Origin of the sequence: Pseudooceanicola sp. LIPI14-2-Ac024 (assembly GCF_042188925.1) — a bacterium.
In the GTDB taxonomy this organism is placed as follows: domain Bacteria; phylum Pseudomonadota; class Alphaproteobacteria; order Rhodobacterales; family Rhodobacteraceae; genus Pseudooceanicola.
In genome coordinates, this window is the sequence record NZ_CP170102.1 from 1,358,374 (window position 1) to 1,372,292 (window position 13,919).

Genomic DNA, 13,919 nt, shown 5'->3' on the forward strand with positions numbered 1-13,919 from the left:
GCGTGACGATGTCAGCAGGTAATAATGCAGCAGATGATGATGCACGTCCGGTTCATGCCGCGAGGCATAGACCGAAAGCGCAGGTCTGCCAAGCCTTGATTTGACCGCCCGGCAAGGGCACCCTCGCACCATGAGCCGCGCCTTCGTCCGATCCGTCTGCGAAACCCTGCCCGGGGCCGAGGTCTCGGACCCCTGGGGCGGCGGGCATGACGCGTGGAAGGTCGGCGACAAGATGTTCGCCTGCATCGGGGCCATGGACCAGGGCGTGGCCGTCAAGACCGCCGATCCCGACTTTGCCGCCATGCTGATCGAGGCAGGCGATGCCGCCCGCGCGCCCTATTTCCACAAGTCCTGGGTGCTGGTCGAATGGGGCGCGGACGAGGGCTTCATGCGCGACCGGATCGTGATCTCGTACGACCTGATCCGCGCCAAGCTGCCGAAAAAGCTGCGCGACACCCTCGTCGCACGCCCCGACTGACCGCTCAGGCCTGGTCGCGGATCGGGTTTGCCAGCGTGCCGATGCCCGAGATCTCGACCTCGACGTGGTCGCCATCCTTCATGAACAGCTTCGGCTCGCGGAAGAGGCCCACGCCGCTCGGCGTGCCGGTCGCGATCACGTCGCCCGGCAGCAGCTCGGTCACGATCGAGAGATAGGCGATCAGCTCGGGGATGCCGAAGGCAAGGTCCGCGATCGGGGTCGATTGCACCACCTCGCCGTTCAGCCGCGTCTCCATCGTCTGGGCGGCCGGGTCGGTCAGCTCGTCCGCCGTCACCAGCCACGGCCCCATGGCACCGCTGTCGACAAAGTTCTTGCCGGCCCAGAACTGGCTGGTGTGGCGCTGGTAGTCGCGGATCGAGCCGTCGTTGAAACAGGCATAGCCCGCGACGTGGGCCAGCGCGTCCGCCTCGGCGATGTCGCGCCCCGGCGTGCCGATGATGACCGCCAGCTCGCCCTCGTAGTCGAACCAATCCGACGCCTTGGGCCGGATCATCGGCTGCGCGTGCCCCACAACAGACGAGGGGTAGCGCGTGAAGATCGACGGCTTCTCGGGCTTGTCGCGGCCGGTCTCGCGGATGTGGGTCATGTAGTTCAGGCCGATGCAGATGATCTTGTCCGGGCTCGGGATCGGCGAGACGAGGGTCACCTCCTCCTGCGCCAACTCTCCGCCCTGCCCCGCGGCGGCGGCCAGCTCGTCCAGCGCCCCGGCGGCCAGCACCGCGCGCAGGTCGGCATGGCGGGCGCGGAAATCGGCGCCGACATCGTGCAGCCGTCCGTCCCGGGCCACGCCGTAAGAGGCCGTGCCGTCCGAAGTGATGTAAGAAGCGATGCGCATGTCCGGGCTCCCGTCTGGATGTGTCGTTCACGTCCTATCGCGGGGCCGCCCCGCTGGCTGTCGCCGCGCGGTCCGTGTCCACGCTGCGGACACGGGCTCAGCCGAGGTCGAGGATGATCTTGCCGATATGGGCGCCCTTCTCCATCTCGCGGTGCGCCGCCGCGGCGCGGTCCAGCGGAAAGACTGCCGCGACGGTCGGGCGGACCTCGCGGCCCAGAAGCGGCCAGACCTCCCGCCGCAGCCTGTCGGCCACCGCGGCCTTGCGCGCGGGGTCGAGCGGGCGCAGCAGCGACCCGGTGATCCGGATGCGCTTTGCCATCAGCGGGCGCAGCGGCACCGACAGCGCCGCACCGCCCCCGGCCGACAGGTGCGCGATCCGCCCGTCCGGCGCCATCACCTCGAGATCGGCGGCCAGGTGCGCGCCCGCCGACACGTCGAGAAGGGCACCGACCCCCTGCCCCCGGTCGCCGCCAGCACCTTGGAGGCAAGCTCCGGGTCGCCATAGCCGACCGCCGCGCGGGCGCCGAAGCCGCGCGCCGCCTCGATCTTCTGGGGCGACCCGGCGGTCGCGACCACGCGGTAGCCAAGCGCCGACAGGGCCTGCAGCGCGATGTGCCCGACGCCGCTGGTGCCGCCATGGATCAGGGCAAACTCGTCCGGGCGCAGTTCCATCAGGCCGAAGAAGTTCCACCAGGCGGTGAACAGCGCCTCGGGCAGCGCCGCCGCCTCGCGCAGGCTCAGCCCCTCGGGCACCGGCAGGGTGACCGCCGCATCCGCCACCGCGAAACCGGCATAGCCGCCGCCCTGCAGCAGCGCCATCACCCGGTCGCCCGGCGCGATCCCGGTCACGCCCGGCCCGCAGGCCACCACCTCGCCCGCCGCCTCCAGCCCCGGCACCGGGTTGCCGTCATGGTGCACGCCCGCCGCCCGCTGCAGGCAGTCGTGCCGGTTGATCCCGGCCGCCGCCACGCGGATCAGCACCTGCCCGGGACCGGGCCTCGGCACGATCATCCGGGTGGGTTGCAGCACCTCGGGCCCGCCGGGGCCCGAGATGACGATGGCCGTCATGTCATGCGGCGGGGTTGCGGCGTCGGCCATGCGCGCCTCCGTCTCGTGTCTCGGATCGGGCGGTTATTCCTGGTGCACGACGCTGTCGAGCCAGGCGCAGTTCGGCACCGGGTCGGCCGCCCGCACCCCGCGCCGCGCCGCGTCCATCCGCATCTCGCGCATCCGTTCGCGGCCCGGGTCGCCCTCGGGCAGGTGGACGCGTTCGTGGCCCCAGTAGCTCGGCCCGTCGGTTGTCTCGTGCGGCTCCCAGGTCTCGGGGTCGATCACCCGCGCGCCCCAGCCGTATTCGACGAAGAAGCCCGAGGGGCTGGTGGCGTAGAAGCTGGTCATGTGGTCGTTGGAATGCCGTCCCAGCGTGAAGGCCAGCCGGCCCTCCTCGGACTGGGCGATGTCATAGCCCTGGCCCACGTCGTCGAGCGACTGCAGCTCGACCATGAAATGATGCAGCCCCTTCCGGCCCGAACCGACCATGGCAAAGCTGTGGTGCCGCCCGTTCAGGTGGAAGAAGTAAAGCTGGTAGGGTGTCAGCCCGTAGTCGGTCACGTTGAACCCCAGCAGGTCGCGGTAGAACGGCAGCAGCGCCTGCGCGTCCTCGACATGCAGCACCGCGTGCCCCATCCCCAGCGTGCCGGTCTTGAACCCCGAGATCGGGCGCCCCGGCTGGAAAGGATCGCTGGCGATCTGCGGCTTGCAGAACACCTCGATATGGTTGCCGTCCGGGTCCTTGAACGAGATAAGCTGGCTGACCAGCCGCTGGTCCGCCAGCGCCGCCGCCTCCAGCTTCACCTTCACACCGGCGTCCTCCAGCCGTCCGGCCAGGCGGTCGAGCTCCTCGGGGCTGTCGACCTCCCACCCGAGGAAATCGAGCCCCTCGTCGCCGTCGCCGGTCACCAGCAGCCGCTGCTTGCGGTCGTCCATCCGGAAGGCACGCGAGCTGCCGCCGCGATCGACTTCCTGCATCCCGAGAAGCCCGGTCGCGAAGCCGCTCCAGTCCTCGGTCCGCGCGGACCGGATGCCGATGTAGCCGAGCGATGAGAGTGCCATCTGGGGGTCTCCTTCCTGGCCGGCGGACAGACGGCCGCCGGGCTTTGCCAGCAGGCTAAGCCGCCCGGCCCCGCGCCGCGCGGCCCGCGTGCCCGCTGTCCGGGGAATGGACAGATCCGGGCCATCCGCCTTGCCCGATGCCCGCGGCAAGGCTACCACATCCGGACCACGCAGGACGGGAGGGGCTGCGATTTCGGGGTTCGGATCAGTCAGGTCGCTGGAGCGCGGGCTGCAGGTGCTGCAGGTCGTGAACCAGCGCAACGGGTTGAAGGCGGCCGAGATTGCCGCCGACACCGGCATCCCCCGCCCCACCGTCTATCGCCTGCTCGAAACGCTCGAGGGGCTGGGCTTCGTCCACCGCGATCATTCCTCGGACAAGTGGCGGCCGACCCTGCAGGCCAAGTCGCTCAGCTCGGGCTTCCGCGACGAGGACTGGGTGACCCAGAGCGCCGTGCCCGAGATGGTGCGCCTCGGCCGCGACATCCTCTGGCCGCTCGACCTGGTGACGTTCAACGACCACCGGATGGAGATCCGCGAATCCACCCACAACATCAGCCCCTACTCCATCGACCACGGCATGGTCGGGCTGAAGCTGCCGGTCCTCGACACCTCGGGCGGGCGCGCCTACCTCGCCTTTTCGCCCGATGAGGAGCGGCAGCAGACCCTCGCCGGGCTGCGGGCGCGGATGGGCCTCGACGGGCCGATCATCCTCAAGGACGGACCGCTCGACCACATCCTCGACCAGTCGCGCGAACTGGGGGTGGGCTACCGCAAGGAAGGCTTCCGGCTGGCCACGCAGAGCATCTCGGCCCCGATCTTTCGCGGCCCGCGGGTGGTCGCCTGCCTGACGATCATCTGGACCGGCAGCGCGCTGTCCTTCGACAAGGCGCTCGAGATGTACCGCGACAAGCTGCGTGCGACGACCGGCCGGATCTCGGCCGCGCTGGAACGCACCGCGCCGCCCGGCTAACCCGCCAGCCAGTCCCGCGCCGCGGCCAGCAGCCGCTCGGACCCGGGCCCGTCGCAGACGATGCCCGGATGCAGGCTGCGGCCCGAGGTGAGCAGGCGGTAGCCGAGAAAGCGATAGGGCTCCGGCACCGTCGAGAAATCCGTCTCTGCCATGACGGCATCAAAGGCCGGGCCGGGCACCACCGGGTCAAGGCGATCCTTCTCGTAGATCGCGACACGGCTCTGGATGCGCCATCCGCCCGGCGTCCTGACAATCCGGTCGAGGAACCGCGCAAAGCTGGTGTTGTCCACCGCCACCCCCTCGATGGCGAACCGCCCGAGGATCTGGATATTTGTCTCGGCCAGCGCCCGGTCACCCATGACGTCGACCACCGGCACCCCGACCAGGTGCTTCACCCGCGGCGACGCGGGCTGGTAGGTCCGCCGCGAGGCCGCGATGAAATCGGAAAACGCGCCCGTGAACCACGTGACGCTGATCGTGCCGTCGGCGGTGAAGCAATCCGCCAGTTCGTCCCACCGGCCCTGGTCGCGGGCCAGGCCCCACCGCTGGATCAGCTGCGCGATGGCGGTCACGTCCGCCGTTCGATCCGCCATCGTCCCCTCCCCGTCACGACCGCGGCGCGGGGGCTGTCCCGCGCCGCGCCGCTGCTCAGTTCGCCGCCGCGGCCTCGTCGATGGCAGCCTTGAAGGCGTCGTAGATCGCCTGCCCGTTCTCGGTCTGCGCGATCCAGTCCTCGGTCGCGACGGACATCGCCTCTTGCCATTTCGCGGTCAGCGCCGCGTCGGGCTCCAGCAGGGTGATCTCGTTCTCGCCCAGGATGCGCTCGCGCGCCTCGGCCACGTTCTGGTCGAAGGACTTGCCGAACCGCTCCGAGAACGCCGCGCCGGAATACTGGTCGATGGCGGCCTTGGCCTGCTCCGACAGCCCGTCGTACTTGGCCTTGTTCATCACGATCAGCATCGGCGTCGCGCCGAGCGGCAGATCGACGTAGTGGCTGATCACGTCGCCCACGCGGAAGGTCTCGATCGCGCCGAACTGGGTGAAGGTCCCCGCGATCAGACCGCGGCTGATGCTCTCGGCCAACGTCGGCCCGGTGATCCCGCCCACGGGCACCGCCTCGAGGGACTGGATCGCCGACAGCATGACCGGCCCCGGCGCGCGGATGTTCTGGCCCTTGAGCGCGCCCGGCTCGGTGATCTCGACCGTGCTGGCCAGCCCGTTCGGGTAGGACGCCATGACGCCGATCAGCTTGAAGTTCGCGTAGTCACCTTCCAGCAGGCCGGATTGTGACAGCTTCCACATCGCCTCGGACCCGACGGTCGAATTCGGCACCAGGAACGGCAGCTCGGCCACCGTGCCCTCGTCGAAGCGGCCGGGGGTGTAGCCGGGGATCACCCAGGCAATGTCGGCCACGCCGTCCTCGACCAGCTTCAGCTGCTGCGCCGGGTTCCGCCCAAGCGTGCCGCCCGGAAAGATCTGGATGTCCAGCTCTCCGCCCGAGGCCGCGTTCACCTCGGCCGCCCAGGGGGTCAGGATGTTCTTGGTCACATGCGCCACCGGCGGCTCGAAGCTCGAGAACCGGAGCACTTCGGCACTGACGGTGGTGGCAAGTCCGCTGGCCAGCGCGGCGGCCAGGGCGATGTTGACGAGTTTCATGGTTTCCTCCCATTCGCGTCCTTATTGGCCACAGCTTGGCCCTGACGCGGCGTCCGCTCGACGGTCCAGCCCATTGTGTCCACCTGCCGAACAGCCCTCAGCCGATGATGCTGGGCAGCCAGAGCGTCAGCGGCGGAAAGATCACCAGCACCGCAAGCCGCACCAGGTCGGCCACCAGGAAGGGCACGATGCCGCGGTAGATCGTGGTGATGCGGATGTCGCGGTACATCGAGTTCAGCAGCATCACGTTGATCCCGATCGGGGGCGTGATCATGCCGATCCCGATGACGACCACGTTGATGATCCCCCACCAGACGAGGTCGTAGCCGAAGCCCTGGATCACCGGGATCACGAAGGGCAGCGTGATGACCATTGCCGCCACCTCGTCGAAAAAGGCGCCGAGGAAGATGTAGAGCAGCAGGATGCCGAAGATCACCGCCAGCGGGTGGACCGCGCTGTCCGAGATCGCCCCGACGATGAAGGACGCGCCCCCGGTGACCGAGATGAAGTAGGAAAAGATCGTTGCGCCAAAGACCATCAGGTAGATCATCGCGGTCGATCCGCTCGCCTCGGCCAGCACCTTGAGGAACGTCGCCCGGTCGAGCTTGCGGCGCAACAGGGCAAAGAAGAACGCGATGACGGTGCCGATGGCCGCCGCCTCGTTCACCGTGAAGATGCCTGAGTAAATCCCGCCCAGCACCACCACGGCCAGCAGGATTACCCCCCAGGCCCGGCCGATGGCGGCCAGCCGGTCGCGCATCGGCATCTTGTCGGACCGCGGCGCGGCGTCCGGGTTGCGCCAGACCATCGCCTGCACGGCGACGGCGTAGAAGGTCACCGCCAGTAGCGCCGGGATGATCGCCGCGCTGAAAAGCTCCAGCACCGACTGTTCGGTCAGCACGGCATAGAGGATCATCATCGCCGAGGGCGGCACGATGATCCCCAGCGTCCCGCCGGCCGCGATCGCACCCGCGGCGACGCCGGGATGATAGCCGCGGCCCAGCATCTCGGGCATCGCGACCCGGCCGAAGGTGGCGGTCGTGGCCACGCCCGACCCGCAGATCGCGCCGAAGCCCGCGCTGGCGACGACCGTGGTGGTGGCCAGCCCGCCCCGCCGGTGACCGAAAAGCGCACCGGCCATGTCATAGACATCCGTCGCCAGCCCTCCGGCGGCCGCCAGGCTGCCCATCAGCATGAAGAGCGGGATGACGGCAAGGTCGAGAGAGCTCATCGCCGAGGCCGGTTCCGTCGCCATCAGCGACAGCGCCGGACCCCAGCCCACCACCTGGGCGAAACCGGTGACGCCGACGAGGGCCATCGAGATGCCGATCGGCACGTGCAGCACGATCAGCAGCATCATGGCGCAGCAGCCCAGCAGGGCGAGGATGAGAGGATCCATGTCTATATCCTTGGGTCGTGTCGCCGCGTCAGAGGGCCGAGGGGGTGTCGTCGTGCGGCAGGGGCTCGTCGCCCCGGTGGAAAAGCGCCGCCACGTCGATGGCGAGGACCATCGCCTGCACGAAGGCGGCCAGCCACATCATCACCGCCGCCACGCTCCACCACGGCCAGACCGGCCAGCCGAGAACCCAGGTCCGGTCACCGCCCGCCTTGAGCGAGGCGGCATAGGGCACGAACTCCCAGGCGATCAGCACGATGAAGACCAGCGTCAGCGTGCTCGACAGCACCTCGAGCAGCTTGTGCGCCATCCGCCCGCCGAGGGCACCAAAGACCTCGACCCGGATGTTCTGCTTCATGGCGAGGTTGGCGGGGATGCAGGCGGCGATGACCACCGCCATGACCACCGAACTCACGTCGTTCACCCCCTGGATCGGCGCCTTGAAGAGCCAGCGCAGCAGCACGTCGAGCGTCGTCATCAGCGCCAGCACCAGCAGCCCGGTGAACCCCACCAGCGCAAGCCCGCGGGCCAGCGCGAGCGACCGTGTCCAGATCATGTGCATGTGTCCTCCTCCCCTTCTTCTTGTCCTGCGCGGCCTCCCCGCCGCGCTTCAGGCCGGCAGGCGGTCGGCCTGCCGTGTCCCCGCGCCCGCCGTCAGCCGGGCGGCATAGGTGTCGAGCATCGCGTCCACCGCGTCCGGTGCGGCGGCGGCGGCGCAGTAGCGGTCGGGCCGGACCAGCAGCACCTGGTCGCGATGGGTGCGGAACGGCCGGGCGATCCCCGGATCGGCAGGCACCAGCCCCTGGCCCGTGCCCATCGTGTCGATCCGCACCTTCGCCAGCGGCAGTCCCATGAAGCTGTCGCGCGCAACCCGCTCGAGCGCCTCTGCCCCCGCCGCGCCCTGCGCGATCAGTGCAAAGCCCGGGCCAAGCACGTCGTCCAGCCGCCCGCCCGCGGCCAGCACCGGCTGCGGGATCATCTCTCCCACCAGCGTGGCGTCGAACTCCGGTGCCTCCAGCCCCAGGAACAGCCCGGTCTCGTAACGCGGCCGCGGCTTGAACCGCATGTGGATCAGGTAGTCGCGCACGTTCGGAAACGGCTCCAGCGCCTTCAGCAGCAGGTCGCGGAACATGATCTGGTCGCGGCCCGCGGGCATCACGATGCTGCCCATGGCGACGGCCAGCTGGATCATGTCCCAGGCGGGCTTGCGGCGCTCGGCCTCGTAGCTCTCCATCAGGTCGCCGGCCCCGCCCCGCACCATCGCCGCGACCTTCCAGGCCACGTTGTGCGCGTCGCGAAGGCCGGCGTTCATGCCCTGCCCGGCGAAGGGCGGCGTCAGGTGCGCCGCGTCCCCCATCAGCAGGATGCGCCCGTCGCGGAACCGCTCGGCCATCCGGGCGTGGAAGGTGTAGACCGTGCGCCGCAGGATATCGCCCGGCCGCCACGGTCGCAGCGGCGCCATCAGGGTTTCGAGGAAGCCGTCCTCCAGCACCTTTTCCCGCGTCTCGCCCGGCAGCAGCATGAACTCGTAGCGCCGCCCGCCGTTCGGCGCGGGCACGCTGACCGCGGGGCGGACATCGCTGCAGAAGAACTTCGAATAAAGCGTGTCGTCCGGATCGTTCAGCGTGTCGACGACGATCCAGTCCTCCTCGTAGGTGTTGCCCGACATCGGGATGCCAAGCCGTTCGCGGATCGGGCTGCGCCCGCCGTCACAGGCCAGCACCCATTGCGTGCGGATGCGGTGTTCCGCGCCGTCCAGCGTCGTGACCACGACCACCGCGTGATCGCCGCCCTGCTCCACCGCCGTCACCTCGGCGCCGAAGCGCAGGCTGCCCGGTGCCTGGTCCTCCAGCCGGTCCCGCAGCGCGGCCTCGAGCTCGGGCTGAAAGATGAACTGACGCTTGGCAAAGCCGAAGTTGCGCGGCCCCTTCCCGGTCTCGGCGAAACACTGTCCCGCGTCATCGTAATAGCGCGACCCGCTCCCCTCCATCGGTTCGCTCAGGTAGGTCCGGTCCAGCCCGAACACCTGCAGGGTGCGCGCGCCCTCGTCGTCGATCACGATGGCCCGCGGCAGGTTCATCGGCCCGGCGTCGCGCTCCAGCAGGACGGTATCGACGCCGTAGGTCGCCAGAAGGTTGGCCGTGGTCAACCCGCAGGGGCCCGCGCCGACGATCACCACCGGCACCTCGGTCGGGAATGGGGACATCGCTTAACCTCTTCTCGGATCGTCTCGGGAACGGGTCGGTTGTCCCCCGGCGGGCGCCTGCGGATCGATCGCGGACCCGCAGGTGTTCACAGGGTGGACGCCCGCTCAGTCCCGCGGCCGCCGGATCGGCGCCGTCCGCCCCCGGTAGGCCACGGTCAGGTCGAGCGGCACGTCGTTCTCGTCGTAGACGCCCAGCACCACGCCCCGCCGCCGCAGCGTCTTACGCAGCTCGACCAGCTGGTCCTCGGTCCGCGTGGTCCGCTGCGACACCCGCCGGGTCCAGGCAAAGAGCTTGTCGTACATCGCCGCGATCACCTCGGCATGGGCGGGATCGTCGCCGAGGTCGGTCAGCTCGTCCGGGTCGTTTTCGAGGTCGAAGAGGATCGGCCGGAACCCCCCTTCGCAATGGATCAGCTTCCACCGCTTGTCCGCGACCATGAACATCACCGCCTCGCGCACCGACAGCCCCAGCCGGTCGGCCAGCGGCGTGGCGGCGAAATCGTATTCGCAGATCACCCGGTCGCGGTCCCAGCCGCCCTGCCCGTGCAGCAGCGGCAACAGTGACCGCCCCTCCAGCACGTGGCCCGGCACCGTGCCGCCCGCCACCTCGACAAAGGTCGGCGCAAGGTCGATCGCCTCGACCAGTTCGTCGCAGACCGTGCCCCGCGTGGCATCCGCCGCCGCGGAGGGGTCGTAGATGATCAGCGGCACCTTGATCGCGGCATCGTGGAAAAAGGTCTTTTCCCCCATCCAGTGATCGCCCAGGAAATCCCCGTGGTCCGAGGTCAGCACGATCATCGTGTCCTGCATCCGCCCGGTCTCTTCCAGCCAGTCGAACAGCAGCCCCACCTGGTCGTCGCACTGCTTGATGAGGCCCATGTAGGCCGGGATCACCGCCTCGCGCACCTCGTCGCGGGAAAACGCCTGCCCCACGGGCGTGGTCATGAAGGCCTTGAGCACCGGGTGGGCGGTCTCGAACTCCGCGTCGCTGCGGTTCGGGGCCAGCAGGTCGCCGGGGCCGTACATGTCGTTGTAGGGCGCGGGCACGATGTAGGGCCAATGCGGCTTGATATAGCTGAGGTGACAGAGCCAGGGCGCCGCCCCGCGGCTTTCGATGAACTCCATGCCCCGGCGGGTCAGGTAGGGCGTCTCGCTGTCCGCCTCCTCGATGTTCGCGGCCTGCCCGGCATGGCGCATGAACCAGCCCGACAGCACGTTGCCATCGTCGTCCACGCCCGAGTTGGCATGGTCATGCCAAGGGTTGTCGCCCTCGTATCCCTTTGATTTCAGGTAATCGTCATAGGCATGGCCGCCGGGTTCCCTTAATGGCCCGTCCGGCCCGGCGGCCCGCATCCCGTCGTCCCGCTCGAACACGTCAAAGCCGCATTCTGCGACCCGCGCGCCGATGATGCTGTCGGGTTCCAGCCCCAGCCGCGCCATGCCCTCGGCGTCGGCCGCCATGTGGGTCTTGCCGACCAGCCAGCACTCCATCCCGGCCCGCCGCAGGTGATCGCCCATCGTCACCTCGCCCACCTTCAGCGGCGTGGCGTTCCAGCTGGCCCCGTGGCTGTGCACGTAGCGCCCGGTGTAGGTCGACATCCGCGACGGCCCGCAGAGCGGCGCCTGCACGTAGGCCCGGCTGAACCGCACGCCCATCCCGGCCAGCCGGTCGATGTTTGGCGTCTCGAGGTGCGGGTGGCCATAGCAGCTCAGGTAATCCCAGCGAAGCTGGTCGAACATGACGAAGAGGATGTTCCTGGCCGCCATCGCCCGCCCCTCAGCGCCGCAGCAGCGGGGCGGCCGCCACGCAGGCCGACCGCGCCCTGATCCGCGCCAGGCAGGCGGCAAGATTGTCGGGGATCGCGATCCCCTCTTCCTCGGCCCAGCAGAGCAGGAAGAAGAGTGCCGCATCCGCGACCGAGAAGTCGCCCAGCAGGTAGTCGTCCGCGCCCATCGTGTCCGACAGGATCGCCAGCCCGCGCTCGACCTCCGCCAGCCCGTGCGCCCGGATCGCCGCCTGCCCCTCGTCTGTGTCGATGAACTTCTGCGGCATCTTGACGAAGGTGAAGGCCCGCATGTGCACCGACCCGATCATGAAATCCAGCGCCTCGCAGATCCGCGCCCGCGCGAGCGCATCCCCGGGCCAGAGCCCCGCGTCCGGATGTGTCTCGGCCAGCCAGCAGGCGATCGCCGGGAACTCGGTCAGCACACCGCCGTCCGCCATCCGGATCGCCGGCACCTTGCCCTTGGGGTTAAGCGCCCGGTACTCCGGCGCCTTCTGGTCGCCCTTGCGCACGTTCACGACGTGGCAGTCGAACTCCGCCCCCACCTCGTGCAGCATGAGAGCGATCCCGTTCGAGCAGCTGCCCGGCGAATGAAAGAACGTCAGCATGGTTGGCCTCTCCTCCCGCGCGGGCCCGGCGGCCCGGCCTGCGTGCGCCCGGAGCTTGGAAATCCGCCGCCCGCGCCACAAGCGCGCCGCCCCCGTTGTCCGCCAGCCGGACACCGGGCCTCACGCCTTTGAATACCACCCCGTCTCGACCGCCCGCGCCCAGCCCTCGCGCCCGTGCTTGCGGGCCCGGGTCGCCATCCGGGTCGGGTCATAGACCACGTGCCGGAAGTCCACCCGCCAGCCCGCCCCCTCTCGGATGCAGATCGCGTAGCAGGCGTCGGGCGATCCGGTCTCGACCACGTGCGGCACGGGCAGGTCGTCGGAATAGCCCGGGCACCCGACCGAGCCGGGATTGACCAGCCGCCGCCCGCCGGGCAGCCGCATCGTCAGCGGCAGGTGGGTGTGCGCGCAGAGGATCAACGCCGCGTCGATCCCGTCGGCCGCCGCCTCGATCTCGGCCCGCGGGCGCAGGGTCACGCCGCCCTCGGCCGTCGCCCGGTGCGTCCAGTAGGCGTTGTCCTGCCGCGGCATCGCGTGGCAGGCAAAGACCCCGTCGAACTCCAGCACCGGCGGCAGGCCCCGCAGCCATCCCAGCGTCGCCGGGTCCAGCGCGTCATGGGCCACCCGGTCGGACGGCCCCATCTCCTCAGGCGCCTGTTCGACAAGGTAGCGGTCGTGGTTGCCGCGCAGCGCGAACATCTCCTGCCGGGCCAGGATCGCCGCCGTGCCGGCCGCGTCCAGCGGCCCGCTGAAATGGTCGCCCAGGTTGATGACCGCGCCCACGTCCTGCCGCTCGGCATCGCGCAGCACCGCGGCCAGGGCGTCGGAATTTCCGTGAATGTCGGCGATGACCGCGATCCGGCCGGGCAGCGAATGGCTCATGCCCCGACGCTACGGCAGCCGCGCCCCCGCGCAAGCGCGTTTTTCACTTGCCCCGCGGCCAAGCCCCGCCCACCCTGCGCCCGACCGCTACAGGAGGCGCAACCATGCACGATCCCGGCCCCGCGTTCCGCGCGCTGCACCGCAAGGGCGATCCCTTCATCCTCTGCAACGCCTGGGACCTCGGCTCGGCCAAGGTGCTGGCCGCCCTCGGTGCGCAGGCGCTGGCGACCTCCTCCTCGGCCTATGCCTTCACCCGCGGCGCGCCGGACGGCGACCTGACCCGCGACGACGCCCTCGCCCATGCCGAAGAGATCGTGAAGGCCACGCCCCTCCCCGTCTCGGGCGATTTCGAGAACGGCTTCGGCGAGGCACCCGAGACCGTGGCCGAAACCATCCGCCTCGGCGCCGAGGTCGGGCTTGCCGGCCTCTCGATCGAGGACACCGCCCTGCCCGGCGACGGCGCCTACGACTTCGACCTCGCCGTCGAACGCATCCGCGCCGCCGTCGCCGCCGCCCGCGCGCTGCCGCGCGACTTCGTGCTGGTGGCCCGCGCCGACGGCATCCTGCGCGGCAGCTACGGCATCGACGAGGCGATCCGCCGCCTCAAGGCCTTCGAGGCCGCCGGCGCCGACTGCCTCTACGCCCCGATGCCCGAAAGCTTCGCCGACCTCGAACGTATCTGCACAGAGGTCGCGGCCCCGGTGAACGCCCTGATCGCCGGCCCCTTCGCCAGCTACACCCGCGCCGACTTCGCCCGCATCGGCGTCGCCCGCCTGTCGCTCGGCGGCTCGCTCGCCCGCGTCACGCACCGCGCGTTGATCGACGCGGCCGAGGAGATGCTGGAGGAAGGCAGCTTCTCGCTGCTGAAGAACTCGGTCAGCGGGGCCAAGGTGGACGGGATGCTGCGGTAGGGGGCACGTTCCGGCGTTTCCCGAGGTCGGACGCCGCACCGACCCGCGCCATCGCACCCA

At 69.9% G+C, this 13,919-nt stretch carries 15 protein-coding genes; 3 read left to right on the top strand and 12 right to left on the bottom strand.

Annotation, left to right across the window (positions count from 1 at the left end):
* The first annotated feature begins 130 nt into the window (after positions 1-130).
* Entirely contained in the window at positions 131-478 is a 348-nt protein-coding gene (locus ACE2AC_RS06615; RefSeq protein ID WP_375691308.1) for an MmcQ/YjbR family DNA-binding protein, read from the top strand.
* Between the two features lie 4 nt (positions 479-482).
* On the opposite strand, the gene ACE2AC_RS06620 is transcribed toward ACE2AC_RS06615, so the two are convergent.
* The 4 genes from ACE2AC_RS06620 to ACE2AC_RS06635 form a co-directional block, all read right to left on the bottom strand.
* Entirely contained in the window at positions 483-1,334 is an 852-nt protein-coding gene (locus tag ACE2AC_RS06620; protein WP_375691309.1) for a fumarylacetoacetate hydrolase family protein, read from the bottom strand.
* Positions 1,335-1,431: 97 nt separating this feature from the next.
* Complete coding sequence (locus tag ACE2AC_RS06625) at positions 1,432-1,767, bottom strand: zinc-binding dehydrogenase (protein WP_375691310.1); 336 nt, start codon at positions 1,765-1,767, stop codon at positions 1,432-1,434.
* The gene (locus tag ACE2AC_RS06630; RefSeq protein WP_375691311.1) at positions 1,728-2,432 is read right to left on the bottom strand and encodes an alcohol dehydrogenase catalytic domain-containing protein; all 705 of its coding nucleotides are present in this window, start codon (positions 2,430-2,432) and stop codon (positions 1,728-1,730) included. The genes ACE2AC_RS06625 and ACE2AC_RS06630 overlap by 40 nt, the downstream gene beginning before the upstream one ends.
* 33 nt (positions 2,433-2,465) lie before the next feature.
* Positions 2,466-3,446: a VOC family protein gene (locus ACE2AC_RS06635; protein ID WP_375691312.1), complete on the bottom strand. Its 981-nt coding sequence runs from the start codon at positions 3,444-3,446 to the stop codon at positions 2,466-2,468.
* A 235-nt stretch (positions 3,447-3,681) separates the two neighbouring features.
* On the opposite strand from ACE2AC_RS06635, the gene ACE2AC_RS06640 reads away from it, so the two are divergent.
* Complete coding sequence (locus ACE2AC_RS06640) at positions 3,682-4,416, top strand: helix-turn-helix domain-containing protein (protein WP_375691313.1); 735 nt, start codon at positions 3,682-3,684, stop codon at positions 4,414-4,416.
* Here ACE2AC_RS06640 and ACE2AC_RS06645 read toward each other — a convergent pair.
* The 8 genes from ACE2AC_RS06645 to ACE2AC_RS06680 all read right to left on the bottom strand — a co-directional run bounded on the left by ACE2AC_RS06645 (position 4,413) and on the right by ACE2AC_RS06680 (position 12,948).
* The gene (locus tag ACE2AC_RS06645; protein ID WP_375691314.1) at positions 4,413-5,009 is read right to left on the bottom strand and encodes a nuclear transport factor 2 family protein; all 597 of its coding nucleotides are present in this window, start codon (positions 5,007-5,009) and stop codon (positions 4,413-4,415) included. The genes ACE2AC_RS06640 and ACE2AC_RS06645 overlap by 4 nt on opposite strands.
* A gap of 55 nt (positions 5,010-5,064) precedes the next feature.
* Complete coding sequence (locus tag ACE2AC_RS06650) at positions 5,065-6,072, bottom strand: TRAP transporter substrate-binding protein (RefSeq protein WP_375691315.1); 1,008 nt, start codon at positions 6,070-6,072, stop codon at positions 5,065-5,067.
* A 97-nt stretch (positions 6,073-6,169) separates the two neighbouring features.
* On the bottom strand, positions 6,170-7,471 hold the full coding sequence (locus ACE2AC_RS06655; protein WP_375691316.1) for a TRAP transporter large permease: 1,302 nt from the start codon (positions 7,469-7,471) through the stop codon (positions 6,170-6,172).
* A gap of 28 nt (positions 7,472-7,499) precedes the next feature.
* The gene (locus ACE2AC_RS06660) at positions 7,500-8,030 is read right to left on the bottom strand and encodes a TRAP transporter small permease (RefSeq protein WP_375691317.1); all 531 of its coding nucleotides are present in this window, start codon (positions 8,028-8,030) and stop codon (positions 7,500-7,502) included.
* A gap of 48 nt (positions 8,031-8,078) precedes the next feature.
* Complete coding sequence (locus ACE2AC_RS06665) at positions 8,079-9,674, bottom strand: bifunctional 3-(3-hydroxy-phenyl)propionate/3-hydroxycinnamic acid hydroxylase (RefSeq protein ID WP_375691318.1); 1,596 nt, start codon at positions 9,672-9,674, stop codon at positions 8,079-8,081.
* Between the two features lie 105 nt (positions 9,675-9,779).
* Positions 9,780-11,441: a sulfatase-like hydrolase/transferase gene (locus tag ACE2AC_RS06670; protein ID WP_375691319.1), complete on the bottom strand. Its 1,662-nt coding sequence runs from the start codon at positions 11,439-11,441 to the stop codon at positions 9,780-9,782.
* 10 nt (positions 11,442-11,451) lie between these two features.
* Complete coding sequence (locus ACE2AC_RS06675; RefSeq protein WP_375691320.1) at positions 11,452-12,066, bottom strand: glutathione S-transferase family protein; 615 nt, start codon at positions 12,064-12,066, stop codon at positions 11,452-11,454.
* A 120-nt stretch (positions 12,067-12,186) separates the two neighbouring features.
* Positions 12,187-12,948: a metallophosphoesterase family protein gene (locus tag ACE2AC_RS06680; protein ID WP_375691321.1), complete on the bottom strand. Its 762-nt coding sequence runs from the start codon at positions 12,946-12,948 to the stop codon at positions 12,187-12,189.
* A 104-nt stretch (positions 12,949-13,052) separates the two neighbouring features.
* On the opposite strand from ACE2AC_RS06680, the gene ACE2AC_RS06685 reads away from it, so the two are divergent.
* Positions 13,053-13,859: an oxaloacetate decarboxylase gene (locus ACE2AC_RS06685; RefSeq protein WP_375691322.1), complete on the top strand. Its 807-nt coding sequence runs from the start codon at positions 13,053-13,055 to the stop codon at positions 13,857-13,859.
* The last annotated feature ends 60 nt before the right edge of the window (positions 13,860-13,919 follow it).